25 protein-coding genes are annotated in these 23,624 nt (G+C 39.6%); 18 read left to right on the top strand and 7 right to left on the bottom strand.

Annotation, left to right across the window (positions count from 1 at the left end):
* Positions 1 to 28: 28 nt before the first annotated feature.
* The gene (locus tag A374_RS12910) at positions 29 to 451 is read right to left on the bottom strand and encodes a DUF1885 family protein (RefSeq protein ID WP_007202662.1); all 423 of its coding nucleotides are present in this window, start codon (positions 449 to 451) and stop codon (positions 29 to 31) included.
* A gap of 162 nt (positions 452 to 613) precedes the next feature.
* On the opposite strand from A374_RS12910, the gene A374_RS12905 reads away from it, so the two are divergent.
* The 4 genes from A374_RS12905 to A374_RS20075 all read left to right on the top strand — a co-directional run bounded on the left by A374_RS12905 (position 614) and on the right by A374_RS20075 (position 3,549).
* Positions 614 to 1,153 carry a cysteine hydrolase family protein gene (locus tag A374_RS12905; RefSeq protein ID WP_007202661.1) on the top strand — a complete coding sequence of 180 codons (540 nt, stop codon included), beginning with the start codon at positions 614 to 616 and terminating at the stop codon, positions 1,151 to 1,153.
* 21 nt (positions 1,154 to 1,174) lie between these two features.
* A complete protein-coding gene (locus tag A374_RS12900; RefSeq protein WP_007202660.1) occupies positions 1,175 to 2,644 on the top strand; it encodes a nicotinate phosphoribosyltransferase in 1,470 nt (489 codons plus the stop codon).
* A gap of 12 nt (positions 2,645 to 2,656) precedes the next feature.
* Entirely contained in the window at positions 2,657 to 3,298 is a 642-nt protein-coding gene (gene nadD, locus A374_RS12895) for a nicotinate (nicotinamide) nucleotide adenylyltransferase (protein ID WP_007202659.1), read from the top strand.
* A gap of 146 nt (positions 3,299 to 3,444) precedes the next feature.
* Entirely contained in the window at positions 3,445 to 3,549 is a 105-nt protein-coding gene (locus A374_RS20075; RefSeq protein WP_007202658.1) for a GapA-binding peptide SR1P, read from the top strand.
* A gap of 85 nt (positions 3,550 to 3,634) precedes the next feature.
* Here the strand turns inward: A374_RS20075 and A374_RS12890 are convergent, their stop codons facing one another.
* Entirely contained in the window at positions 3,635 to 5,113 is a 1,479-nt protein-coding gene (locus A374_RS12890; protein WP_007202657.1) for an aminotransferase class I/II-fold pyridoxal phosphate-dependent enzyme, read from the bottom strand.
* A 125-nt stretch (positions 5,114 to 5,238) separates the two neighbouring features.
* On the opposite strand from A374_RS12890, the gene A374_RS12885 reads away from it, so the two are divergent.
* Complete coding sequence (locus tag A374_RS12885; protein ID WP_007202656.1) at positions 5,239 to 6,219, top strand: NAD(P)H-dependent flavin oxidoreductase; 981 nt, start codon at positions 5,239 to 5,241, stop codon at positions 6,217 to 6,219.
* Between the two features lie 78 nt (positions 6,220 to 6,297).
* Here A374_RS12885 and A374_RS12880 read toward each other — a convergent pair whose 3' ends face one another.
* Positions 6,298 to 6,936 (bottom strand): YktB family protein, encoded by a 639-nt coding sequence (locus A374_RS12880; protein WP_007202655.1) that lies wholly within the window; start codon positions 6,934 to 6,936, stop codon positions 6,298 to 6,300.
* Positions 6,937 to 7,158: 222 nt separating this feature from the next.
* Here A374_RS12880 and A374_RS12875 point away from each other — a divergent pair, with 222 nt between their 5' ends.
* The 3 genes from A374_RS12875 (at position 7,159) to A374_RS12865 (ending at position 8,792) form a co-directional block, all read left to right on the top strand.
* Positions 7,159 to 7,347 carry a hypothetical protein gene (locus A374_RS12875; protein WP_007202654.1) on the top strand — a complete coding sequence of 63 codons (189 nt, stop codon included), beginning with the start codon at positions 7,159 to 7,161 and terminating at the stop codon, positions 7,345 to 7,347.
* Between the two features lie 169 nt (positions 7,348 to 7,516).
* The gene (locus A374_RS12870) at positions 7,517 to 8,326 is read left to right on the top strand and encodes an inositol monophosphatase family protein (protein WP_007202653.1); all 810 of its coding nucleotides are present in this window, start codon (positions 7,517 to 7,519) and stop codon (positions 8,324 to 8,326) included.
* Positions 8,319 to 8,792 (top strand): GNAT family N-acetyltransferase, encoded by a 474-nt coding sequence (locus A374_RS12865; protein WP_007202652.1) that lies wholly within the window; start codon positions 8,319 to 8,321, stop codon positions 8,790 to 8,792. Before A374_RS12870 ends, A374_RS12865 begins: the two co-directional genes overlap by 8 nt.
* Here the strand turns inward: A374_RS12865 and A374_RS12860 are convergent.
* A complete protein-coding gene (locus tag A374_RS12860) occupies positions 8,789 to 8,977 on the bottom strand; it encodes a YlaF family protein (RefSeq protein ID WP_007202651.1) in 189 nt (62 codons plus the stop codon). The two genes, A374_RS12865 and A374_RS12860, sit on opposite strands and share 4 nt — an antisense overlap.
* 177 nt (positions 8,978 to 9,154) lie before the next feature.
* On the opposite strand from A374_RS12860, the gene typA reads away from it, so the two are divergent.
* Genes typA through A374_RS12845 form a run of 3 tightly spaced genes read left to right on the top strand, consistent with a single transcriptional unit; the run spans position 9,155 to position 11,635 of the window.
* Positions 9,155 to 10,993: a translational GTPase TypA gene (typA, locus tag A374_RS12855; RefSeq protein WP_007202650.1), complete on the top strand. Its 1,839-nt coding sequence runs from the start codon at positions 9,155 to 9,157 to the stop codon at positions 10,991 to 10,993.
* A gap of 22 nt (positions 10,994 to 11,015) precedes the next feature.
* A complete protein-coding gene (locus A374_RS12850) occupies positions 11,016 to 11,366 on the top strand; it encodes a YlaH-like family protein (RefSeq protein WP_007202649.1) in 351 nt (116 codons plus the stop codon).
* Positions 11,363 to 11,635, top strand: a complete 273-nt coding sequence (locus A374_RS12845; protein WP_007202648.1) for a hypothetical protein — start codon at positions 11,363 to 11,365, stop codon at positions 11,633 to 11,635. Before A374_RS12850 ends, A374_RS12845 begins: the two co-directional genes overlap by 4 nt.
* Before the next feature lie 36 nt (positions 11,636 to 11,671).
* On the opposite strand, the gene A374_RS19570 is transcribed toward A374_RS12845, so the two are convergent.
* Positions 11,672 to 12,109, bottom strand: a complete 438-nt coding sequence (locus tag A374_RS19570; RefSeq protein WP_007202647.1) for a hypothetical protein — start codon at positions 12,107 to 12,109, stop codon at positions 11,672 to 11,674.
* Positions 12,099 to 12,299, bottom strand: coding sequence for a YlaI family protein (locus tag A374_RS20070; RefSeq protein ID WP_007202646.1), 201 nt, complete (start codon positions 12,297 to 12,299; stop codon positions 12,099 to 12,101). The genes A374_RS19570 and A374_RS20070 overlap by 11 nt, the downstream gene beginning before the upstream one ends.
* A gap of 221 nt (positions 12,300 to 12,520) precedes the next feature.
* Between A374_RS20070 and A374_RS12835 the strand changes: the two genes are divergently transcribed.
* On the top strand, positions 12,521 to 13,852 hold the full coding sequence (locus A374_RS12835) for a PhoH family protein (protein WP_007202645.1): 1,332 nt from the start codon (positions 12,521 to 12,523) through the stop codon (positions 13,850 to 13,852).
* Positions 13,853 to 13,905: 53 nt separating this feature from the next.
* Here A374_RS12835 and A374_RS12830 read toward each other — a convergent pair whose 3' ends face one another.
* Positions 13,906 to 14,403: a hypothetical protein gene (locus tag A374_RS12830; RefSeq protein ID WP_007202644.1), complete on the bottom strand. Its 498-nt coding sequence runs from the start codon at positions 14,401 to 14,403 to the stop codon at positions 13,906 to 13,908.
* A gap of 142 nt (positions 14,404 to 14,545) precedes the next feature.
* Between A374_RS12830 and A374_RS12825 the strand changes: the two genes are divergently transcribed.
* The 6 genes from A374_RS12825 (at position 14,546) to A374_RS12800 (ending at position 23,623) form a co-directional block, all read left to right on the top strand.
* A complete protein-coding gene (locus A374_RS12825; RefSeq protein WP_007202643.1) occupies positions 14,546 to 14,827 on the top strand; it encodes an Fpa/YlaN family protein in 282 nt (93 codons plus the stop codon).
* 148 nt (positions 14,828 to 14,975) lie between these two features.
* Positions 14,976 to 16,133 (top strand): putative lipid II flippase FtsW, encoded by a 1,158-nt coding sequence (ftsW, locus tag A374_RS12820; protein ID WP_007202642.1) that lies wholly within the window; start codon positions 14,976 to 14,978, stop codon positions 16,131 to 16,133.
* Positions 16,134 to 16,166: 33 nt separating this feature from the next.
* Positions 16,167 to 19,613, top strand: coding sequence for a pyruvate carboxylase (pyc, locus tag A374_RS12815; RefSeq protein ID WP_007202641.1), 3,447 nt, complete (start codon positions 16,167 to 16,169; stop codon positions 19,611 to 19,613).
* 540 nt (positions 19,614 to 20,153) lie between these two features.
* Positions 20,154 to 21,128 carry a cytochrome c oxidase subunit II gene (gene coxB / locus A374_RS12810; protein ID WP_050979753.1) on the top strand — a complete coding sequence of 325 codons (975 nt, stop codon included), beginning with the start codon at positions 20,154 to 20,156 and terminating at the stop codon, positions 21,126 to 21,128.
* A gap of 69 nt (positions 21,129 to 21,197) precedes the next feature.
* A complete protein-coding gene (gene ctaD / locus A374_RS12805; RefSeq protein WP_050979752.1) occupies positions 21,198 to 23,003 on the top strand; it encodes a cytochrome c oxidase subunit I in 1,806 nt (601 codons plus the stop codon).
* Positions 23,003 to 23,623, top strand: a complete 621-nt coding sequence (locus A374_RS12800) for a cytochrome c oxidase subunit 3 (RefSeq protein WP_007202638.1) — start codon at positions 23,003 to 23,005, stop codon at positions 23,621 to 23,623. The genes ctaD and A374_RS12800 overlap by 1 nt, the downstream gene beginning before the upstream one ends.
* Position 23,624 lies beyond the last annotated feature (1 nt).

The following is a 23,624-nucleotide window of genomic DNA, read 5'->3' as shown; positions in this document are numbered from 1 at the left end:
ACGAACTCGTTTTCTCGTAAGCTTTTTTTTACTTTCTTTTTTCGAAATGCATAATCCGGCCATTAAATAAATGCAATTCACCTTGTAACTGTTTCGCTAAAAATTTAGCAAATTCATTGGCTTTTGCTTTATCACCATGCGTAGCGAGAGAAGGAATCGTTAGTTGTACGTAGGAAACAACATGATCTTCCTCACGCTCACAATCAACGGCGACTAATAAATAGCGATACTGATCAGGATCTCGTCCTTTCAAATAGAGCCACTTTTGTGTATGATCTTCTTTTTCATGAACCTCATAAGGAAAAGCAGCATTTTCATAGGCCCAATCTAATTGCTCACCTGTCTTTTCCGTTATTTCTTGATAATAGCGAAATAAACGAACAACGTCGGCTAATGAAATGGTTTGTTGAGTGGAGCCAGGGCGTAACTTAATATAGCTTGTTGCTTCCAATTTTCTCTCCCCCAATCGTACTATCTACTACTACTATAGTAGCATTGTCTTCCTCATTTTTACAGTATTTACGAAAAACCTTCCCATTTAAAACCAAATAAGGTTGTAGTATGATGAGAACAAGCACCTTTTTAAAGAGGTGACAGTGTAGGAGGAGTGTTCATGAAGGCATTAATTGTCATTGATTATACGTTAGATTTTATTACAGGAGCTTTGCCGTGTGGAGATCCGGGAATAGCTATTGAAGATCAGGTAGTTACGCTTACTAATTCTTTTATTAATCAGGATGAGTATGTTGTGTTCGCTGTGGATCTTCATGAACAAAATGACCCGTATCATCCGGAATCGAAATTGTATCCACCTCATAATATAAGAGGCACAGCTGGTCGGAATTTATATGGAAAATTACATGAAGTATACGAGACACATAAAGATAAAGACAATGTTCAATGGATGGATAAAACGCGTTATAGTGCGTTTGCTGGTACAAATCTTGAGTTGAAATTACGAGAACGAGGCATAACGGAACTTCATTTAGTCGGTGTATGTACTGATATTTGCGTCCTGCATACAGCGGTTGACGCCTATAACAAAGGGTTTACAATTGTCGTTCATGAACAAGCGGTAGCAAGCTTCAATCAAGCTGGTCATGACTGGGCATTAACTCATTTTAAAAACAGTCTCAATGCCATTATTCAATAGAGAAGAAAAGGGGAATCAATCATGAATACATACAGTGACGATAGCTTTACCCTTCATACCGATTTGTATCAAATTAATATGGCAGAAACGTATTGGCGAGATCATGTTCATGAGCATCGAGCCGTTTTTGAAGTATACTTCCGAAAGCTTCCTTTTGGTAATGGTTATGGCGTTTTTGCCGGTCTCGAACGAATCTTACAGTATATTCAACAATTTCGCTTTTCAGATAGTGATTTGGCGTTTTTAAAAGAAGAGTTAGGGTACGATCCAGAATTTATTAACTATTTACGTACTGTCTCCTTTACGGGAAACATCACCTCGATGGTTGAAGGGGAGCTTGTGTTTGCAAACGAGCCGATTTTGCGCATTGAAGCACCGTTAATAGAAGCGCAATTAATTGAAACAGCGGTTCTTAATATCGTCAATTATCATACGTTAATCGCAACAAAAGCGTCGCGCATTAAACAAGTGGTCGGTACTGATGTAGTGATGGAATTCGGGACCCGAAGAGCACAGGAGCTTGATGCAGCCATCTGGGGAACACGTGCAGCCTATATTGGTGGTTTTGAAGCAACATCAAATGTGCGGGCTGCGAAGTTATTTGGGATCCCTGTAGCGGGAACACATGCCCATTCAATGGTACAAACGTATAGGGATGACTATACAGCTTTTAAGAAATATGCATCGGTGCATAAAGAGTGTGTATTTCTAGTTGATACGTATGACACCTTAAAATCAGGTGTGCCAGCAGCTATAAAAGTAGCTCAAGAATTAGGCGATGCTATTCATTTTAAAGGCATACGGTTAGATAGTGGTGACTTAGCGTATTTATCAAAAGCAGCACGAAAAATGTTAGATGACGCTGGATTTCATCACACAAAAATTATCGCCTCTAATGATTTGGATGAATACACCATTCATCATTTAAAATCACAAGGAGCAAGAATTGATACGTGGGGCATTGGTACAAAGGTAATTACTGCTTTTGACCAACCGGCTTTAGGCGCTGTTTACAAACTCGTCTCAATTGAAGAAAATGGAAAAATGACAGACACGATTAAAATTAGTGGGAATCCAGAAAAAGTCTCTACCCCCGGTCTTAAACACGTCTATCGGATTATTAATATGGTCAATAAAAAGTCTGAAGGAGATTATATTGCGTTAGATGAAGAACGTCCGGAAAAGGAAGAACGATTAAAAATGTTCCATCCGACCCATACATATATTTCAAAATTCGTAACGAACTTTGAAGCGAAAAAATTACAAGTAGACGTTGTGAAAAATGGGACCGTGGTTTATCAACTACCGAGCCTTCTTTCTTCTCAACGCTATGCAAAAGATAATTTAGACCTTTTGTGGGATGAATACAAACGAACGATGAATCCGGAAGAATATCCAGTGGATCTAAGTCAAAAGTGTTGGAATAACAAAATGGCGTGTATTACAGAAGTTCAAGAAAAAGTTCAAAAGACAATTGAAAAGATGACATAAGGAGGAGAGCGTGTGGCAAGGATTGGGATTTATGGTTCATCGTTTGATCCTATAACCAATGTACATTTATGGACAGCGTCAACAATTGCTCATCGTGCGAAATTAGATCAAGTCATTTTTTTACCATGTGCAAATAACCGTCGTGATAAAAAGCTTCACACGACGGATGAGCATCGATGGGCAATGCTTCAACTCGCCATTGCTGAAAATGATTGCTTTGTTTCAAATGATTATGAAATAAAGGAACGCGCAGGCGTTGGTAAACAGTTTACGTATTTTACGATGGAATATTTTAAACAATGCTTTCCGGATGATGATGTTTTTTTTATTATGGGTGCCGATCTCTTACGGGATTTAGATCATCCTGAATTACCCGTTGAAAAACGCTGGAAATATCGTGAAGATCTTATTAAAAACAACCGGTTTATTGTAATGGCAAGGAATCAAATTGATTTATTAAAGGTGATTTCAAAAAGTCCATTACTTAGAAATCATGACGACGGTAGGTTCCATCTCTTAGATAAAGGACTTTCTATGGAAATTAGTTCTACTTATATTCGTGAAGAGCTGGCGATGGGAGGGGAGCCTCGCTATTTATTACCTGAAGTGTGCTATGACTATATCAAGCAGCATAAACTATATGAGTTAAAGTGAAAAAGGTGTGCAAGTAAAGGTCGTAATTAGAATAACCTATTTAGCAAATAAGTTATTCTAATTATGGTTGACAAATGATTTGTGATACATTATTATAAAGCCAACAAGATAAATAAAGCGCTTACATGAAAAGGGGCTGTTATATAATGGGAGAAATTATTTGCCAAACATGTGATTGCACGATCGAACACTTTGAAGATGAAAAAGTAACAAAGCTTTATACAGATCAATGCCCGAATTGCGGGAAGTAATATATGAAGAGAAGCAGTGACCAAAGGGTCACTGCTTCTTTTTTCGTAATAGGATATTCATTGACGTGAATTTGCATTAGTAGCTTTAGAAGATGGCAACGCGTTCTTTAATGACTTTTAGCTTTTGGAGTTGTGGATCCTCAGGACCTTGAACAGGTAGCCCTACTTCAATCGTTTCCTGAATATAATCTAAATTATCTTGTGTAATAATCTCGCCAGGAATAAGAATTGGAATTCCAGGTGGATACACCATAACAAATTCAGCAATAATGCGGCCTGCAGATTCATGAAAAGGAATGCTTTCTGTTTCAGCATAAAATGCATCTCGAGGTGACAGCGCTAATACCGGAATATCCGGAACGTGAACAGCCAAGGGTTGCGTTGTTTGTTCTGTTTGTCCTTTTTGATAATACGCTGATAATTCTTGAAGTGCAGCAACAAGAATCATTATATTTTTCTCATGATCAGCCGTCGTAATTAAGCAAAGAATGTTGTATAAATCGGATAATTCTACTTCAATATTCTTTTCTTCACGTAACCATACTTCTGCTTCATAGCCCGTAATTCCTAAGTCTTTAACGGAAATTAGTAATTTCGTTGGATCTAAATCAAACGTGGCTTCATTGCCAAGAATTTCACGACCAACGCAGTGAAGAAAAGGAATCGTATTAATTTTTAAGCGTGCGTCTTCCGCTAATGAAATGGTGCGCTCAATAATGGTAAAGCCTTCTGTAGCTAAGCGCTTTCGTGCCGTATCAAGAGACGCTAATAATAAATAAGACGTTGATGTGGTCGTTAACATACTTAAGATGGTTTGAATGCGTTGTGAAGATACTAAGCCATCTCGTACATTTAAGATGGAACTCCCAGTTAGTGAGCCTCCTAATTTATGAACGGAGGTGGCGGCCATATCTGCGCCTGCTTGCATCGCAGAAAGAGGGAGTTTTTCATGGAAATGCATAAGCACACCGTGTGCTTCATCCACTAGTACAGGGACGCCATAACTATGGGAAATCGTAACAATTTCTTGTAAATTTGCGCTGATCCCATAATATGTTGGATTGATGACAAGGACGCCTTTAGCATCAGGATGTTGCGCTAATGCTTTTTTCACACTGTGCGGTGTGATGCCATGTGAGATCCCAAGCTCTTTGTCAATTTCCGGATGAATGAAAATAGGTGTAGCACCTGAGAACACTATGGCTGTCATAATCGATTTATGAACATTTCGCGGGATAATGATTTTATCCCCCGGAGCCACAACAGAAAGAATCATTGTCATAATTGCTCCGCTCGTACCTTGAACTGAGAAAAAGGTATGATCAGCACCAAAGGCTTCGGCAGCTAATACTTGCGCTTCATGAATCATGCCTTTTGGGTGATGCAAATCATCTAATGGTGCAATGTTAATCAAATCAATACTTAATGCGTTTTCCCCCATAAATTGACGGAAGTCCGGATCCATCCCATGCCCTTTCTTATGACCAGGAATATGAAACTGATGTGGATTTCTTTTTGCATGTTGTTTCAAACCGGTAAATAAGGGGGTTTCATGTTGTGACAATGGCGACACCTCATCTATAATTATCGTAACAATTGTTTTCTAAATGTAGAAAACAAATGAAGTATATCAGAATTTACCTCTTTTGTAAGCAATTTTTTAAGGAAGAAGAAAGGGGAGAAATGTAGATGCAAACGAGAGTCACCCAATTGTTAAATATTGATTGGCCCATTATACAAGGAGGGCTTGCTTACCTTGCTTATGCAAAGCTTGCTGCAGCCGTTTCAAATGCTGGAGGGTTAGGTCAAATTACGGCAATGTCCTTACCTTCACCCGAAGCACTAACAACAGAAATACGCCGAACAAAAGCGCTTACCAATCGACCGTTTGGTGTTAATTTTGCCATTAGTCAGCATGGCAAACCTTATGAAGACATGATGGAAGCTGCTCTCCATGAAAAGGTAGACGTTATAAGCATTACAGGGGGGAATCCCGCACCCGTACTACAAATGCTTCAAGGGACAGGAGTGAAAACACTCGTATTAGTTTCCTCCGTTCGTCAAGCTATCAAAGCAGAAGCACTAGGAGCAGACGCTGTTATGGCAGTGGGTCAAGAAGGCGGGGGGCATTTAGGGAAAGATGACGTAGGAACGATTTGTTTAATACCGCGTGTCGTTGAAGCTGTTTCCATTCCAGTTATTGCTTCTGGCGGTATTGGAGACGGTAAAGGGTTTATGGCTGCGCTAAGCTTAGGAGCAGAAGGCATTGAAATGGGCACTCGGTTTATAGCAACGCAAGAATGCGAACATGCACATCCTCTTTATAAGGAAGCGCTTATAAATGGCACTGAACAAGGAACGGTTGTTATTAAACGAAGCATTGGTGCTCCAGCTAGAGCCATTGCTTCTGCGTATACGAAACAGATTCTTGAACAAGAGAAAGTGGAAGCTTCTTACGATCATCTCAAAGAATGGATTAGTGGTGAACGCAATCAACGCTTTATTTATGAAGGAAAAGAAGAGGAAGGCTTTGGATGGGCAGGACAAGTGATGGGGCAAATTTTCGACAGTCCCTCTGTACAGCAACTTTTTGAGCGGATACAGGAAGAAATGCATGATACTAATAAAAGGCTACAAGACATGTTGAAATCAAAAGAAGTTAAGCAATGACCCAAACCAAATGCTATGTTTTTAATATACTAAGGGTAAGAAGAGGAGACATCTCCCCTTCTTACCCAAAGAAAAATGTTATGCAGAATACACTTGTTTTTTAAGGTCATATAGCGGTAGTAAGGTTTTAAATGTTTCCTCCACTTTTGCTATAAAGGAAGCACCATCCATTTTAACAGCTTCTTCTTTGCTCACATGAATGCCACATAGCAGTTCGGCTTTCTTTACTTCTCCTAAGCGTTTTACCATTTGTTCTAGCTGTTCTCCTTTTACAGAGGCATGACTGACTGCATCTGGCTTCATATGGTCTACAGACCACACAAAAGAGTCTGGTATGTGCTTGGTTAAGGTTTGTAGTTGATGTCCCAATGCCTTCGAATAGTCTACTTTTACAAGCGATTCATAAATGATGGCAAACCAAACAAATAGGTGTGTTTCAAATAAGCCAATTTGAAAATGAGGAAGTTTTTTATAGCCACGATTACTGCTTGCGATGGCAACCCATGTGTCTTTTGGAGGATTCACCGTCCGACGAGCATGCTTTGCGACATGATAAAACATTTCTTCTCCTGTAAGCCCAGAAAGTTCGGGAGCAAAATATTCGCCTAATAGCTGCAGTTTTGGACGCACTTGCTCTATTAATTTCTCCATGCGAGCTTCTAGTCCATCAATTGTAAAAACAGCAAAATCCTCTTCTGTAAATCCTGTAAATTCCATTGTAATCCTCCTGTATCGAATAACTCGTATAATTAGTAGTTTACCACAAGCTTTTTAAAAAATTAAAATCCCTGAGCATTCCGTGTTTCTAAGTAAAAAGCACTCTTTTTTAAAAAATAATGTCTGAAGGTTGCATTAAAGAAAAGTGAAACATATGATAGAAGACAATATAAAATCAGAAAATTTAGTTTTCTTACAAAAAATAGAAAGGATGTGGAGAGGATGAAACAGGTCATTCAAACGTTAAAACGTACGGATGCTGAACGTAGGATTCCCGTATTGAAACTTGAGATTGATTATGAACTTTCTACTTTGTTTGAAGCTATGCAAGCAAATAATATCCGTCAAATGAATGAATCAAAGCGCAAGTTGGAAAAATTTCGTCAAGAGCTAGTGAGACTTGAAGCATGAAAACAGCAGAATCAGGGTAAAAAAACGAACCTGGCGATGATCAGGGGCGTTTTTTTGTACGGAATAAAAGGAGAGAACGATGTTTGATACGAAGAAATAAGCAAGTTATAGTTATGTTTAACGTCACAAGTGGTAACATATAAGAAAGATGGATTTAGGAGTTGATAAGATGAACGATGCGATGATTGATGCATTGTACAAGCAAGCTAAAGAATGGGTGTATGAGGCTGGAGCGATGATTAAAGACTCCTTTTCTCGGAAATTGGATATTACATACAAATCACATCAAGCGGATCTTGTGACGAATATGGATAAAAACATTGAAAAGTTTTTTGCAACATTGATACATGAGCACTATCCTGATCATAAAATTATCGGTGAAGAGGGCTATGGTGACGAAGTAAAGAAAATGGATGGCACTCTTTGGATTATAGATCCTATAGATGGAACGACGAATTTTGTTCATCAGCAGAGTAACTTTGCGATTTCCATTGGTATATTTGTTGATGGCGTAGGCGTTATTGCTTTTATATATGATGTAGCAAGGGACGAGCTTTTTCACTGTGTAAAAGGCCAAGGGATCTATCTTAATGATCAAAAACTTCCATCCTTGCGTACAAATGTATTAGCAGAATCGGTAGTGGCTATTAATGGGACATGGCTTACGCCAAATCCGAAAATAGATCATCAATCTTTAATTCCTATCGTGCGCAAATCGAGAGGGACGCGTTCGTATGGAACGGCGGCGCTAGAACTAGCGTATGTTGCGTGTGGTCGCATTGATGCGTATATAACGATGCGATTATCTCCATGGGATTTTGCGGCAGGTTATATTTTAATTGGGGAAGCGGGTGGCACGATTTCAACCGTTTCAGGGGAATCTGTCAATTTATTAGAAAAGAACAGCATTTTTGCGAGCAAAAAAGGATTGCACGAAGAAATTCTTTCCATTATTTATGAAGGAGCAAAGAGTGAATAAGCGGGCATTTACATGGAGCGATCTCCCGTTTATTCGCCACTTATTTCAGTTAGCAGGTAAGCTTTGGCAGCAAGAAGAAGGCATTGATGGAACCGAAAACGATGCGCAGCTGACGGCTTATTTACAGCGCTATGTTGAAAGTGGTGGAGAGTGGTTTATTTTTGAAGAAAACGATAAAAAAATCGGCGCAGCGTATGTAACTTACGCTGCGCCGTCTAATGGCAAACCATGGCTTGGTACACTCCTAGTTGCGGAGCTTTTTCAAAAAAAAGGGTATGCACATGCAATAATCGCCTGCATAAATGATGAAATAAAAAACAATCATACAGCTCTTTTTGCGGCCTGTCCTGTACCGTATTCGTCATGGCTTCTTTTTCTAAATCATCTTGGATTTGAGCAGATGGCTTTTGAAAAAGATGAGTTTGGTAAAGAATACATTAAGCTTGTTAAAGCCCTTACAAATTAGCGTGCTTCTCTTTTTTCACGAAATTTCTTGCGTAACGTGAAGCCAAAGCCCATTAAGAAGAAAACGGCCACGATGCACAAGATGGCAATAAGCCAGCTATGAACGCCAATCGCTACGCCAATCATTCCGATACAAAAAGTTGCGAGTACTGCAATCAGTAAAAAAATCAGTTTTTCGTATTTCATAAAAGCCTCCAATAATAGAATACTATACGTATAGTGTAACTTAATTTTTCAAAAAAGAAAAAGTTTGTTGTACTTTGTGGTATAATAGTAAAGTTGAATATCCATAGAGAAAAAACGACCAAGGTAAAAATTGGACGAATAATATAACCCAGATAGGATCTTAAGGAGAGATTTAAGTTGAAATTTAGACAAGACATAAAAAACATTGCGATTATCGCGCACGTTGACCACGGGAAAACAACCCTTGTGGACCAAATGCTTCACCAATCAGGCACGTTCCGTTCTAACGAACAAGTAAATGAGCGCGCAATGGACTCAAATGATTTAGAAAAAGAACGTGGTATTACCATCCTTGCTAAGAACACAGCTATTAATTATGAAGGCACACGCATTAACATTATGGATACACCAGGACATGCTGACTTCGGTGGTGAAGTAGAGCGTATTATGCGTATGGTTGATGGTGTTCTTCTCGTAGTTGATGCTTATGAAGGCTGTATGCCACAAACACGTTTCGTATTGAAAAAAGCATTAGAACAAAAATTAACGCCAATCGTAGTCGTAAACAAAATTGACCGTGATTTTGCACGTCCAGAAGAAGTCGTTGATGAAGTTATTGATTTATTTATTGAATTAGGTGCAGACGAAGAACAATTAGAGTTCCCAGTCGTATATGCTTCTGCATTAAAAGGAACTGCAAGTAATGATCCTAACCAACAAGATGAAGATATGACGGCGCTTTTTGATTCTATTATCGAAAACATTCCTTCACCAGTTGATAATAGCGATGAGTCGTTACAATTCCAAGTGTCACTACTTGATTATAACGACTACCTAGGTCGTATTGGGATTGGTCGTGTATTCCGTGGAACGATGACTGTTGGACAAGCAGTAACCTTAATGAAACTTGACGGAACGATGAAAAAATTCCGCGTCACTAAAATCTTCGGCTTCTTAGGATTGAAGCGCGTTGAAATTCAAGAAGCGAAAGCAGGCGATCTTGTTGCCGTTTCTGGAATGGAAGAGATTAACGTTGGTGAAACGGTTTGTCCAGAAGGTCAAGAAGAAGCACTTCCAGTTCTTCGCATTGATGAACCTACATTGAAAATGACGTTCCTTGTTAACAATTCACCATTTGCAGGACGTGAAGGGAAATGGGTTACGTCAAGAAAAATTGAAGAACGTCTTCGTGCACAACTTGAAACAGACGTATCGCTTCGTGTTGATAATACAGAATCTCCAGATGCATGGGTTGTATCAGGACGTGGAGAACTTCATTTATCTATTTTGATTGAAAACATGCGTCGTGAAGGATATGAGCTTCAAGTGTCGAAACCTGAAGTAATCGTTCGTATGATTGATGGTGTTCGCAGTGAGCCAGTTGAGCATGTGCAAATCGATATTCCTGAAGAGTACACAGGTGCTGTAATGGAATCACTTGGTGAGCGTAAAGGTGAAATGAAAAATATGGTGAACAATGGTTCTGGCCAAGTTCGCTTAGAATTTATGGTACCTGCACGTGGCTTAATTGGTTATAGCACAGAGTTCTTAACACAAACTCGTGGTTACGGAATCTTAAATCATACGTTTGATAGCTATCAGCCGATGCACGACGGTCAAGTTGGTGGACGTCGTCAAGGTGTACTTGTGTCTATGGAAAATGGAAAAGCTAGTCAATATGGGATCTTAAACGTAGAAGACCGCGGTACAATCTTTGTAGAACCAGGTACAGAAGTGTACGAAGGTATGATTGTTGGTGAACATACACGTGAAAATGATATTACAGTTAACATTACAAAAGTGAAGCAGATGACAAATATGCGTTCAGCTAACAAAGACCAAACAGTTAGCATGAAGAAGCCACGCGTTATGTCTCTTGAAGAAGCATTAGAATATTTAAATGAAGATGAGTACTGTGAAGTAACACCAGAAAGCATTCGTCTTCGTAAAAAAATTCTCGATAAGAACGAACGTGAACGTCAAAGCAAGAAAAAGAAAATCGCAACCCAAAACTAATTTACTATAGAGGTGACGGGTAATGAAGGGGAGCAACATTGCAAAAGCAACCGGAGAAGATTCTTCTCCGATTGCCTTGTTACTAGGGATCAATGATCATCCGATTGCTGGATTCTTTTTACTGTATGTTGTCATTGCCGCTTTATCGATAGTCGTTTATAAGTTAGGATTTGCAAAAAAATTGCCGGTATTAAAATCGGTAGTCATCTATGTACTTCTTATTGTTGGATGTTTCCCATTAACTTTCTTTGGCATTGGGTTACCAATTGCAGAAGGTCTTGTATGTGCTGCAGCTGTTCTGATTATCTATAAAATCAGGTTGCGTCAAAGTAAGAAAAATAATGCGGAAACAACGACAGGCGCACAACGATGACGTGGGACGATGCGCTTTTTAACTGGCTAAGTATTAAAAAAGTAGCCGAGCAACGGCCCGCTGATGAGGCAGCTAGCGATACACTGTCTTTTTTTACAGAGCTGTTAACAGAAGATCATCAAACATCTCAATTGCATGTTTTGCAAAAAGATGGATGGTATATTGTTACTGGTGATTATAATGGCGAAGCGTTTCAAAAACAATTTCGCACAGAATTAGTAGATGCCTTATGGCAATCAATCGAAGCTGAACCGAAATACAATTGTTAAAAAAAGGTTGCCTGTTAGTAGGCAACCTTTTTTTATTTATATTGTTTTGTTTCGCTCACACAGCCACAGGCATCCGTGTAAAAGCAATGCATAAAGAAGGTGGGCGGTAAACCAAAGGATCATAGCGGTTATTTGAGAAGTTATGATGGTGTGCTTGGCAAGCGCAAGTAAAGGGAAATAAGTGAGGCTTGCGATCAAGCTGAAAACGTAGGGCCAAATTGCTTTAAGTGTTGCAAAGTGAAAACGAAACAAGCTAACGATGATGCCGATCACACAGGATACGAGCAGATGAAGAAGGAATTGAACACTTTCTGTTGAAAAGAAAGAAGGAAGTGCTGGAATAAAGTCAATGTTTAAAAGAAGGGTGTAAACCCCTACTCCAGTTAGCCATTGAGCAACTTTTAAAGAAAAACCAAGCAGTAGGCCAGCAACAAAGCCGGAAAAAACTCCGGATCGCCACCGCCTACCAGTCATTTTCCTGCTGTGGGGAACGATATAACATAAAGAGACCTGTTGCTTTTCTTTGATTGGTTTTGTCTGTAATACGCTCTTGGCAAGGTTGACACATAAATGTATGAATCGGTCGATTACGTAATTTTTTAGCCATTGTTGATTGATCTTCAATGGATTGGATCGTGTCGCATAAAACACATTTCACTCTCATTGCTTTATCACCTCTACCTTGTATTATACCAAAATTTTCTCAAGACCACTATGATGAGGCAATCATCCAAAGAAGGAATCCATCGTGAATTTCAAAGGAATCCTTCTATCTTTCGTCTTTTTCTCATACATTGAAAGTAATTCCGTTCATTCATTGGACGTGCAGCATGAGGAAAATGCCTTTCACAGACACTGCCAAAAAACGAAGGAGGCTGTGCAGGATTGAGTAAAATATATGTCCTAGACACGAACGTTCTTTTACAGGATCCGCATTCTATCTTTTCTTTTGGTCCTAATGAAGTCGTGCTACCAGCGATTGTGCTGGAAGAAGTGGACTCAAAAAAACGATACATGGATGAAATTGGTCGAAATGCTCGTGAAGTATCCCGACTCATCGATAAATTGCGGACGTCGGGTACGCTTCATCAAAAAGTGCCTCTCGGTAATGGCGGATTTATGCGCGTAGAATTAAATCGGTGTTCTTTTGATCGCCTAAGCGATACATTTGTAGAGCCGACGAATGATAACAAAATTTTAGCGGTTACGCTGCATTTACAAAACGAAGAAGAAACCATTAAACAAAAGAAAGACGTCATTTTAGTAAGTAAAGACGTGCTGGTACGCGTAAAAGCAGATGCGCTCGGTATTATTGCAGAAGATTTTTTAAGCGATCGAGTCGTTGAGCGAGATGATCAAACGTATACAGGGTATAAGGAAATTTATATTAGCGGCGAAACGATGAATAAGTTTTACGATATGCATGAATTGACATTAGCTGATCTCCCAGGTCAGGCGTTTTATCCTCATCAATTTGTCATTATGAAAGATTTGTATCGAACGTCTGTCTCTGCTTTAGCAAAAGTGGATGAACAAGGAAAGAAGCTAAAGCCACTTGTAGCAGAAGGCGATGCCATTTGGGGAATTAAGCCTCGTAACGTGCAACAAAAAATGGCTATTGAATTGTTGTTACGAAAAGACATCCCGCTCGTTACGATGATTGGTAAAGCTGGGACAGGGAAAACGCTGTTAACGTTAGCTGCAGGTTTGTTACAAACAGAGGATTTAAAAAATTATATTAAGTTATTTATTGCGCGTCCGATCGTGCCTATTGGCAAAGATATCGGCTATTTACCAGGTGAAAAGGATGAAAAGTTAAAGCCGTGGATGCAACCCATTTACGATAATCTTGAATATTTGTTTAACGCGAAAAAGCAAGGTGAGCTTGAGAAAATATTAGCTGGAATCGGTTCTATTCATGTAGAGGCATTAACGTATATTCGTGGTAGAAGCTTACCCGATCAATTTATTATTATTGATGAAGCGCAAAATTTAACGAAACATGAAGTGAAAACGATTTTGACGCGTGCAGGAGAAGGCAGTAAAGTCATTTTGCTTGGCGATCCAAAACAGATTGATCATCCCTATTTAGATGAATTTACGAATGGGTTAACGTATGTTGTGGAAAAGTTTAAAGATCAAGCAATCAGTGGTCACGTCAAGTTAGAAAAAGGGGAGCGCTCTACTTTAGCTCAACTGGCAGCTGATTTGCTCTAAAGATAAAACAAACCTCAAGTAAATATAGTGTTTACTTGAGGTTTGTTTCCTGCTTATTTAACGATAAACGCTCTGACGTGCTTGATTGGTTGTGCTTGATTACGACCATCTCCATAATAAAAGTGGACAGGTCCATCTTCTTTAAGTGGTTTTCCGTTAAGTGAAAAGCCAAGTACAGCTTCTTTTGCTTCTGCTAGCGACACGGTGATGACGCGATCTTTCGTATGCACTTCAACGACAGTGGCTTCATTTGTTGGTTCTGCATTGTTAATGAAGTGACCGAGTAAAATACCGAATGTTCCGTTGAGAAGCTGTTCCTTTAAGGTTGTCGGCTTTTTTTTCTCCGGAGGTGGAGGTGCCGAACCTTCTGTAATTTCACGATCCCAGTGGGAAGAAACACTTCTTAAATATTTTTCTTCATCTTGATTACGCTCTTTTGGCGTATTAAAATACGTCGTTAGATCAAATTTACGGTCATCAAAAATAAAAACGCCGGGATCAATGGTTACGTCATACGCAACCTTTCCTTTTAATTCTAATGCAAAGTCCATCACTATCAAGCTCCTAGCATGTTTCAATATTTTTTAGATTTTCCAGTTTCATTTTACCACGAAGTGCTGTAATATGTTGATTTTTTACCGTGCAAACGATATATTTAAAGGTAGAAAGATTGAGCAGAACGGAGGGATTATATTGTCACCTGAGATGGCAACAGGTCATCGGGAGAAGGCCTTAGAAGTGTTACAGGCAGACGCAGCGAAGATCCTTAAGTTAATTGAGGTTCAAATGGAAAATTTAACGATGCCGCAATGTCCCCTCTATGAGGAAGTTCTTGACACACAAATGTTTGGACTTTCCCGAGAAATTGATTTTGCTGTACGACTTCATCTCATTGATGAGGAAGCGGGAAAAGCAATCCTTGAATCGTTAGAACGTCAATTAAGTGCACTTCATGAAGCATCCATGCGTAAATAATAGATGACTCAAACTGTTAAGCATAATGGTTTGAGTTTTTTATTGTTTAGAAAACAGTGAATGGTACTTTTTAAGAAATGACCACCGGGAAACGTAAATCATCGTGCGAAGTATTGTGTAAGTAAAGAATGCAAAGGAAGTACAAAAAATGGTAAAAAAGATGTTTAAGCACTATGATTATACGTTAATTGTTGCAATTGTTTTATTATGTGCACTTGGTTTACTCATGGTATATTCCGCAAGTGAGATTGTTTCAATCAACCGTTTTGGCTATAACAGCCATTATTTTTTCACAAGACAAGCGGTCTTTTTAGCAGGTGGCCTGCTCATGTTTGGTTTCTTTATGATGGTTCCTTTTCAACTCTATAAGAAAATGATTGTCGGCATTGTATTTGGCTGTATCCTGTTACTACTTGTAGTGTTGCTTATTGGTAAAACGTCAAACAATGCGCAAAGTTGGATTTATATCGGTGGTGTTGGCTTTCAACCTGCTGAAGTTGTAAAGCTAGGTTTAACAATCTACTTAGCTGCTATTTTTTCAAAACGCAAAGATTCATTAGAAAAGTTTTCTGCAAGTGCGCCACCGCTCATTGTTTTTGCGGTTATGTTCCTACTGATTATGAAGCAGCCAGATCTTGGGACGGGAATGATTATTGCGGCAGCAACGGGCATTGTTATACTGTGCTCAAATATGAGGGCACGCCATAAACTGTTATTAATCGTCGCTGCACTCGTAATTATTGGTGCAGGTTCTCAAGTGTTATCAAGCGAACAACTGTCTCGCTTTACTGCTGCCTATTCTCCCTTCCAAGATCCGCAAGGTGATGGCTTTCAACTTGTCAATTCCTACATAGCGATCGGTCATGGTGGAGTGAATGGTAGTGGACTCGGGCAAAGCATCCAAAAGTATGGTTTCCTGCCAGAACCACATACTGATTTTATTATTAGTATTGTGGCAGAAGAGCTTGGCTTTTGGGGCGTTGCATTCGTCATGAGTTTATTAGCCTTTGTTGTTTGGAAAGGTTTCATTATTGGTTTAAGAAGTCGTGATAGTTTTGGTAGTCTTCTTGCTTTTGGATTGTCGGGTATTGTTGGCATTCAAGCCATTGTTAATCTAGGAGCTGCTATAGGGTTACTACCTGTTACGGGGGTCCCCTTGCCGTTCGTATCGTATGGAGGTTCTTCGCTTGTTTTATTGTTAATTTCCATGGGGATTTTAGTGAATATTTCCTGCCACGTAAATTATAAAAGAAGTTCAACGGTAAAAGAGGTAATCGATGAAAAAACGACCTTAAAAGCTGTATAATTCGCCGATACGGTTAAAGGAGAGGAAAACTTGATGTCATCGCAAACGTTTAAAAAAGTGTTAGTAGCCAATCGTGGTGAAATTGCGATTCGTATTTTTCGTGCCTGCACAGAATTAGGTATGCGTACCGTTGCGATTTATTCAAAAGAAGACTCAGGGTCCTATCATCGCTATAAAGCGGATGAAGCATACTTAGTAGGAGAAGGAAAGAAACCTATTGATGCGTACTTAGACATAGAAGGAATTATTCTCATCGCTAAGCAAAACGACATCGATGCTATTCATCCAGGATATGGATTTTTGTCAGAAAACATTCACTTTGCTAAACGTTGTCAAGAAGAGAACATTGTCTTTATTGGCCCAAACATACATCATCTTCATATGTTTGGGGATAAGGTAAGGGCAAGGCAAGTTGCTCTCGATGCAGGTCTTCCGGTCATTCCAGGAACAGGAGGACCTGTTTCTTCTCTTGATGAACTGAAAGCGTTTGCGAACGAACACGGATATCCGATCATCATTAAGGCCTCCCTTGGTGGTGGAGGACGTGGCATGCGAATCGTAACAAGTGAGGAGCAACTCGCACAAGGATACCATCGTGCGCAGTCGGAAGCAAAATCGGCCTTTGGAGAAGAAGCTGTTTATGCCGAGAAGTTCATTGAAAAGCCAAAGCATATTGAAGTTCAAATTATGGCTGATACAACAGGAAATATCGTGCATTTATTTGAAAGAGATTGCTCTGTGCAACGCCGGCACCAAAAAGTTGTTGAAGTAGCTCCGAGTGTCTCCCTGTCTCCTTCATTACGGAAAAAAATGTGTGATGCTGCTGTGGAAATGATGCGTGGTGTTGCTTATGTTAATGCTGGTACGGTCGAATTTTTAGTCACTCAAGATGAACAGTTTTATTTCATTGAAGTTAATCCTCGTATTCAAGTAGAGCATACGATTACAGAGATGGTTACGGGTGTGGATATTGTTCAAAGCCAATTGCTCATAGCGCAAGGTTTTTCGTTGCATGATGAGGTGATGGGTATACCAAAACAAACGAACATCGTTTGTCATGGTTACGCCATACAATGTCGTGTAACAACAGAAGATCCTGCGCAAGATTTTATGCCAGATACAGGTAAGATTACCGTGTATCGATCGGGTGGCGGTTTTGGTGTTCGATTGGATGCTGGAAACGGCTTTCAAGGAGCTGTTATTACGCCGTATTATGACTCTTTGCTCGTTAAATTATCTACATGGGCGTTAACATTTGAACAAGCAGCCGCTAAAATGCTTCGAAACTTAAAAGAGTTTCGAATTCGAGGAATTAAAACGAATATTGAGTTTTTAGAGAATGTAGTGACGCACCCTTCTTTTTTGTTAGGAAAGTACGATACGTCCTTTATTGATGTAACAAAAGAATTATTTTTGTTTCCAAAGAAAAAAGATCGTGGAACGAAAATGTTACACTATATCGCTGCTACGACGATTAACGGCTTTCCTGGTCTAGAACAGAAAGAAAAACCACATTTTCCAAAAGCGCAGCTTCCGTTTGTAGACGAGGGCGTAACGCCACTAAGTGGAACGAAGCAAGTATTTGATGCGCATGGAGCAAGGGGCGTAGTAGACTGGATTCAGCAGCAAACGAATGTACTGTTAACAGATACGACTTTTCGCGATGCACACCAATCTTTATTAGCAACACGAGTACGAACGCATGATTTAGTGCAAGTGGCAAAGCCTACGGCGATGCTGTGGCCAACCCTTTTTTCGTTAGAAACATGGGGAGGCGCGACATTTGATGTAGCCTATCGTTTTTTAAATGAAGATCCATGGGAACGACTTGTGACATTACGACAACAAGTTCCGAATCTTTTATTTCAAATGTTGCTTCGTGCGTCCAATGCAGTCGGTTATAAAAACTACCCAGATAATGTTGTCGAGGCATTTATAGAGCAAGCAAGTGAAGCGGGCATCGATGTTTTCCGAATCTTCGATAGTTTAAATGGAGTAGATGGAATGAAAGTAGCCATTGATGCGGTAAGAGCAAATGGAAAGATGGCGGAAGCGTCGATCTGTTACACAGGAGATATTCTAAATACAACACGATTAAAGTATACAACTGCTTATTATGTTGCTATGGCGAAACAATTAGAAGCTTCAGGAGCTCATATTTTAGGCATTAAAGATATGGCTGGTTTATTAAAGCCCGAAGCAGCTTATGTGCTGATCTCTACACTAAAAGATGCTGTCTCTTTGCCCATTCATTTGCATACGCACGATACGAGTGGTAATGGGATTTATACGTATGCTAAAGCGATTGATGCCGGGGTGGATATAGTGGATGTTGCCGTAAGTTCCATGGCAGGTGGAACCTCGCAACCTTCCGCCAATTCTCTTCTTTATGCACTGAGTGGTCATAAACGCCAACCAATAGCGAATCATGAGCATTTACAAGCGCTAAGTACGTATTGGGAAGGTGTTCGCACCTATTATCAGGGCTTTGATAGTCAGAGCACGACCCCTGATCCCCAAGTATATGAACATGAAATGCCAGGCGGCCAATTAAGCAATCTAAAGCAACAAGCAAAGGCAGTTGGCCTAGGGGAGCGTTTTGAAGACGTTAAAAAAATGTATCGGACCGTAAATGATCTGTTTGGAGATGTTGTAAAAGTAACACCGTCTTCTAAAGTCGTCGGTGATATGGCATTATTTATGGTGCAAAATAACCTTTCTGCTCGTGACATTGAGGAAAAAGGAGCAACGATGGATTTTCCAGACTCAGTTGTTGCTTTTTTTAAAGGAGAGATTGGTCAACCGTATGGCGGTTTTCCAAAACAATTACAAAAACTTATTTTAAAAAATCAGCAGCCGTTAACGGTGCGTCCTGGAGAACAATATAAGCCGGTAGACTTTACAAAACAACAAGAGCAGCTCGAAGCGGCCTTGAAGCGGCAAGTAACGATGAAAGATGTACTTTCTTATATCTTGTATCCAAAAGTTTTTCTTGATCGAGAGAAGCTGTTTGATAGCTTTGGAGATTTATCGGTAGTAGACACACCTACATTCTTTTATGGGATGCGGCTTGGTGAAGAAATAGAGATCGAGATTGAAAGGGGCAAAACGTTAATTGTTAAGCTCGTTTCGATTGGAGAGCCCCATGAAAGCGGGATGCGCGTTATTTATTTTGAATTAAACGGTCAGCATCGTGAAGTGTTAATTAAAGATGAGAGTGTACATGTTTCTTTGGCAACAAAACGGAAGGCGAATCCTAGCGATGAAGCACAGATTGGCGCGACCATGCCAGGAACCGTTCTTCAAGTAATGGTACGGAAAGGGCAACGTGTCAAAAAGGGAGACGTACTGATGATTACAGAAGCCATGAAAATGGAAACGACTGTCCAGTCACCGTTTGACGGAGAAATAAAGGATGTTTATGTGACAACGCTAGAGGCCATTGCTACTGGTGATTTACTAGTTGAACTTATTCGATAAAAAAAAAGCTAGCGCATGTTCGCTAGCTTTTTTTTTTATCGGCAAAAACAAAATAATTCACAAAATTGTTAAAAATTATAAAAATAGAAAATGATGTAAATCCTAGAGTTATCTAAGGTAAACGAGTTCTCTACGGTCAGTATACAAACGTCTACAATTGCTTTATAATGATAAATATGTCAAATATCGCACACTATTGTGTGATATTTTACAACACCATGAAACAAACACAATTAAATTACATATTGATTTCCGATTCATTCCTATTTAGAATAAAATATGGTATTTTCATTGAATCGTTTTTTCTTTTGTTGAAAATGAAAGGGAAATGAAAGGAAATTAACTTCTTTATTTTGGAATGATAACGCTATCAAAATGATGGTGGACGAAGGATTTCTTTTTTTATCGCTATTTGCTGCTATGACTTTTGTTTCATAGTAGGTAATAGATAATTAGTTACTGAACTACAACGAGAAAGTGGGGTTTTATGAAGTGAAGAGAAATTTGCTACGTAAAGGACGACTTTTCCTTTTGTTTGCAATGCTGGCGCTTCTGCTCATGGGATGCGGAGATCCGACACTGTCCACGCTACTGCCGCAGGGGGAAGTAGCTAAAAGTCAGTATTCCTTAATGGTGCTAAGTTTAGCCATTATGATTTTCGTTTTATTAGTCGTTTTTATCATTTATGCTATTGTTCTTGTACGATTCAGACAAAAGAAGGGAGATGACTCTATTCCTGAACAAGTCGAAGGGAGTCATACGCTGGAAATATTATGGACAGCGATTCCGATTGTTCTGTTAATCATTTTGGCTGTTCCAACGGTTATTCATACGTTTAACGTTTCTGCAAAAGAGAAAGCAGGAAAAAATGAGCTTTCGATTAAAGTAACGGGTCATCAATATTGGTGGCAATTTGAATATCCTAAGGATGAAATAGCAACAGCTCAAGAACTCGTATTACCTGTTAATACAAAGGTTCACGTGGAATTAACGTCGGCTGACTTAATTCACTCTTTCTGGGTGCCTTCCTTAGCTGGTAAAACAGATACGAACCCAGGCGATCACAATAAGAACTACATGTGGCTTGATACAGGTAGTAAAACAGGCGTCTATAAAGGAAAATGTGCGGAGCTTTGCGGCGCTTCTCATGCCTTAATGGACTTTAAAGTGAAAGTTGTTTCCAAAGAAGACTATGAAGCTTGGAAAACAAACTTTAAGAGCGCAACGGCAAAAAGTGCCGATCAAGCTCAAGGACAAGAGGTATTTAAAAAGAATTGTTTATCTTGTCATGCCATTGGGAAAGAAGGCGGTTCGACAGGACCGAATTTAACAGGCTTTGGTGACAAGGAGAAAATCGCTGGTATTCTAGATCATAATAAAGACAATTTAAAGAAATGGATTCGTGATCCACAAAAGATTAAACCAGGCAATAATATGCCGAAGCTTAATCTTCAAGATGATGATATTGAAGCCGTGGCGGATTATCTTCTAAAGATGAAATTAGAAAATAAATGATAGGAATTGTTCGGAAAAGGAGGTAATACGGTGTCTACTCTTGCAAGTCATTCGAAGAAAAGTGGATTGATGGACTGGTTAACGACCGTCGATCATAAAAAAATAGGAATACTTTACCTTGTAGCAGGCGGCCTGTTCTTTATCATTGGTGGTATTGAAGCCATGTTCATGAGGATTCAGTTATTCAAACCAGAAAATGACTTTGTTTCTGCTGATATGTTTAACCAGCTACTGACGATGCATGGAACGACCATGATTTTCTTTGCTGCGATGCCGCTCATATTTGCCTTTATGAATGCCGTCGTGCCATTGCAAATTGGTGCACGTGATGTTGCGTTCCCATTTGTGAATGCACTTGGATTTTGGCTCTTCTTCTTTGGTGGTGTCATGCTTAATGCAAGTTGGTTGTTAGGTGGTGCGCCAGACGCAGGCTGGACGGGGTACGCTCCACTTTCTACCACCTCACTTGGTAGCGGTGTTGACTTTTACGTATTAGGATTACAAATATCAGGTGCTGGTACATTAATTGGGGGGATTAACTTCCTCGTAACAATTATTAATATGCGCGCACCTGGAATGAGCTTTATGCGAATGCCATTGTTTACATGGACGTCTTTCGTAACCTCTGGCTTAATCTTATTTGCTTTCCCACCACTTACGATTGGTTTATTTATGCTCATGTTTGAACGCGTATTTGATGCCAATTTCTTCAACCCAGACAATGGGGGGAACATTTTAATTTGGGAGCATATCTTTTGGATTTTCGGACATCCGGAAGTGTACATTTTGATTCTTCCTTCGTTCGGTGCGATCAGTGAAGTCGTTTCAACCTTTTCTAAAAAACGACTGTTTGGATATAGCGCCATGGTTTTTGCAACCGTTTTAATTGGCTTTTTAGGCTTCATGGTATGGGTTCACCATATGTTTACAGCAGGCTTAGGACCGATTGCAAACTCCATTTTCGCCGTGGCAACGATGGCGATTGCTGTACCAACAGGGGTTAAAATATTTAACTGGCTCTTTACGATGTGGGGTGGAAAAATTGTTTTCTCTACCGCTATGCTATGGGCAGTTGGATTTATTCCAACCTTCGTCATGGGTGGCGTAACGGGTGTTATGCTAGCCATTCCTTCAGCAGATTACCAGTTTCATGACAGTTATTTCGTTGTTGCCCACTTTCATTATGTTATTGTAGGGGGCGTAGTTCTTGGTCTTTTCGCAGGATTGTACTATTGGTATCCGAGAATGTTTAATCGCGTATTAAATGAAACGCTTGGGAAAATCCACTTCTGGACATTTTTTATCGGATTCCATCTTACCTTTTTCCCGCAACATTTCTTAGGGCTAATGGGAATGCCGCGTCGGGTATTTACATACCTCTCTGGTCAAGATTTAGATGACTTAAACTTAATTAGTACAGTTGGTGCATTGTTGATGGCAGTAGGAACGATTGTATTGTTTATTAACGTCATTATATCAACATCTAAAAAGTATGCACCGTCTGAAGATCCATGGAATGGCCGTACGCTAGAATGGGCAATTCCATTTCCAACGCCGGAATATAACTTTGCGCAAACACCGCTTGTTCGCGGCTTAGATCCATTTTGGTTAGAAAAAATGGCAGGAAACAAAAAGATGACACCTGCTGAACCAGTTGGTGATATTCATATGCCAAATGGCTCTATCTTACCTTTATTTATGTCGATTGGGTTATTCGTGGCCGCATTTGGTGCCATTTATAAATCAATCTTAGTCGGTGTCATTGGTTTAGCGATTACGTTCCTATGTATGTTCTTGCGCTCGGTAATTGATGATCACGGCTACCATATTCATAAGAAAGAAGTCGAAGAGGATATGAAGGAGGGACGGTCATAATGGAAACAAATCAACGCTTAACAGATGATCATTTCCCGGAAAATCCTGAGAAAGCGACATTAGATGGAAAGAATAAATTTCTTGGCTTTTGGCTTTTTCTCGGTGGTGAGACTGTTCTCTTTGCGACGTTATTTGCCGTCTATATTGGCTTGCGTGACAATCATATGGATGGTCCGAGTGCTAAAGAACTTTTTCAACTTCCGACCGTCTTTTTAGCAACAATGCTTTTATTAACGAGTTCGTTAACGAGTGTTTATGCTGTGTTGGCATTAAAACAAAATAAAGTAAAAAGCATGATCGGTTGGTTTTTGGTTACGCTACTATTGGGACTTGGCTTTTTAGGATTAGAAGTTTATGAGTTTATTGAATATGTTCACGAAGGTCATACATTTACAAAAAGTGCCTTTAGTTCTTCATTCTATACGCTCGTTGGCTTTCATGGAGGGCACGTTCTATTCGGTTGTTTATGGTTGGTTACACTTTTACTTCGTAACTGGAACCGAGGCATTACACTTACCAACGCGCCTAAGTATTATTTGTTTGCGCTCTACTGGCACTTTGTAGACGTCGTATGGGTATTTATCTTTACAGTCGTTTATCTAATGGGGAAGGTGGGCTAAA

The organism is Fictibacillus macauensis ZFHKF-1 (genome assembly GCF_000269865.1).
In the GTDB taxonomy this organism is placed as follows: Bacteria; Bacillota; Bacilli; order Bacillales; family Fictibacillaceae; genus Fictibacillus_C; species Fictibacillus_C macauensis.
This window is presented reverse-complemented; position numbering and strand designations above follow the sequence as displayed.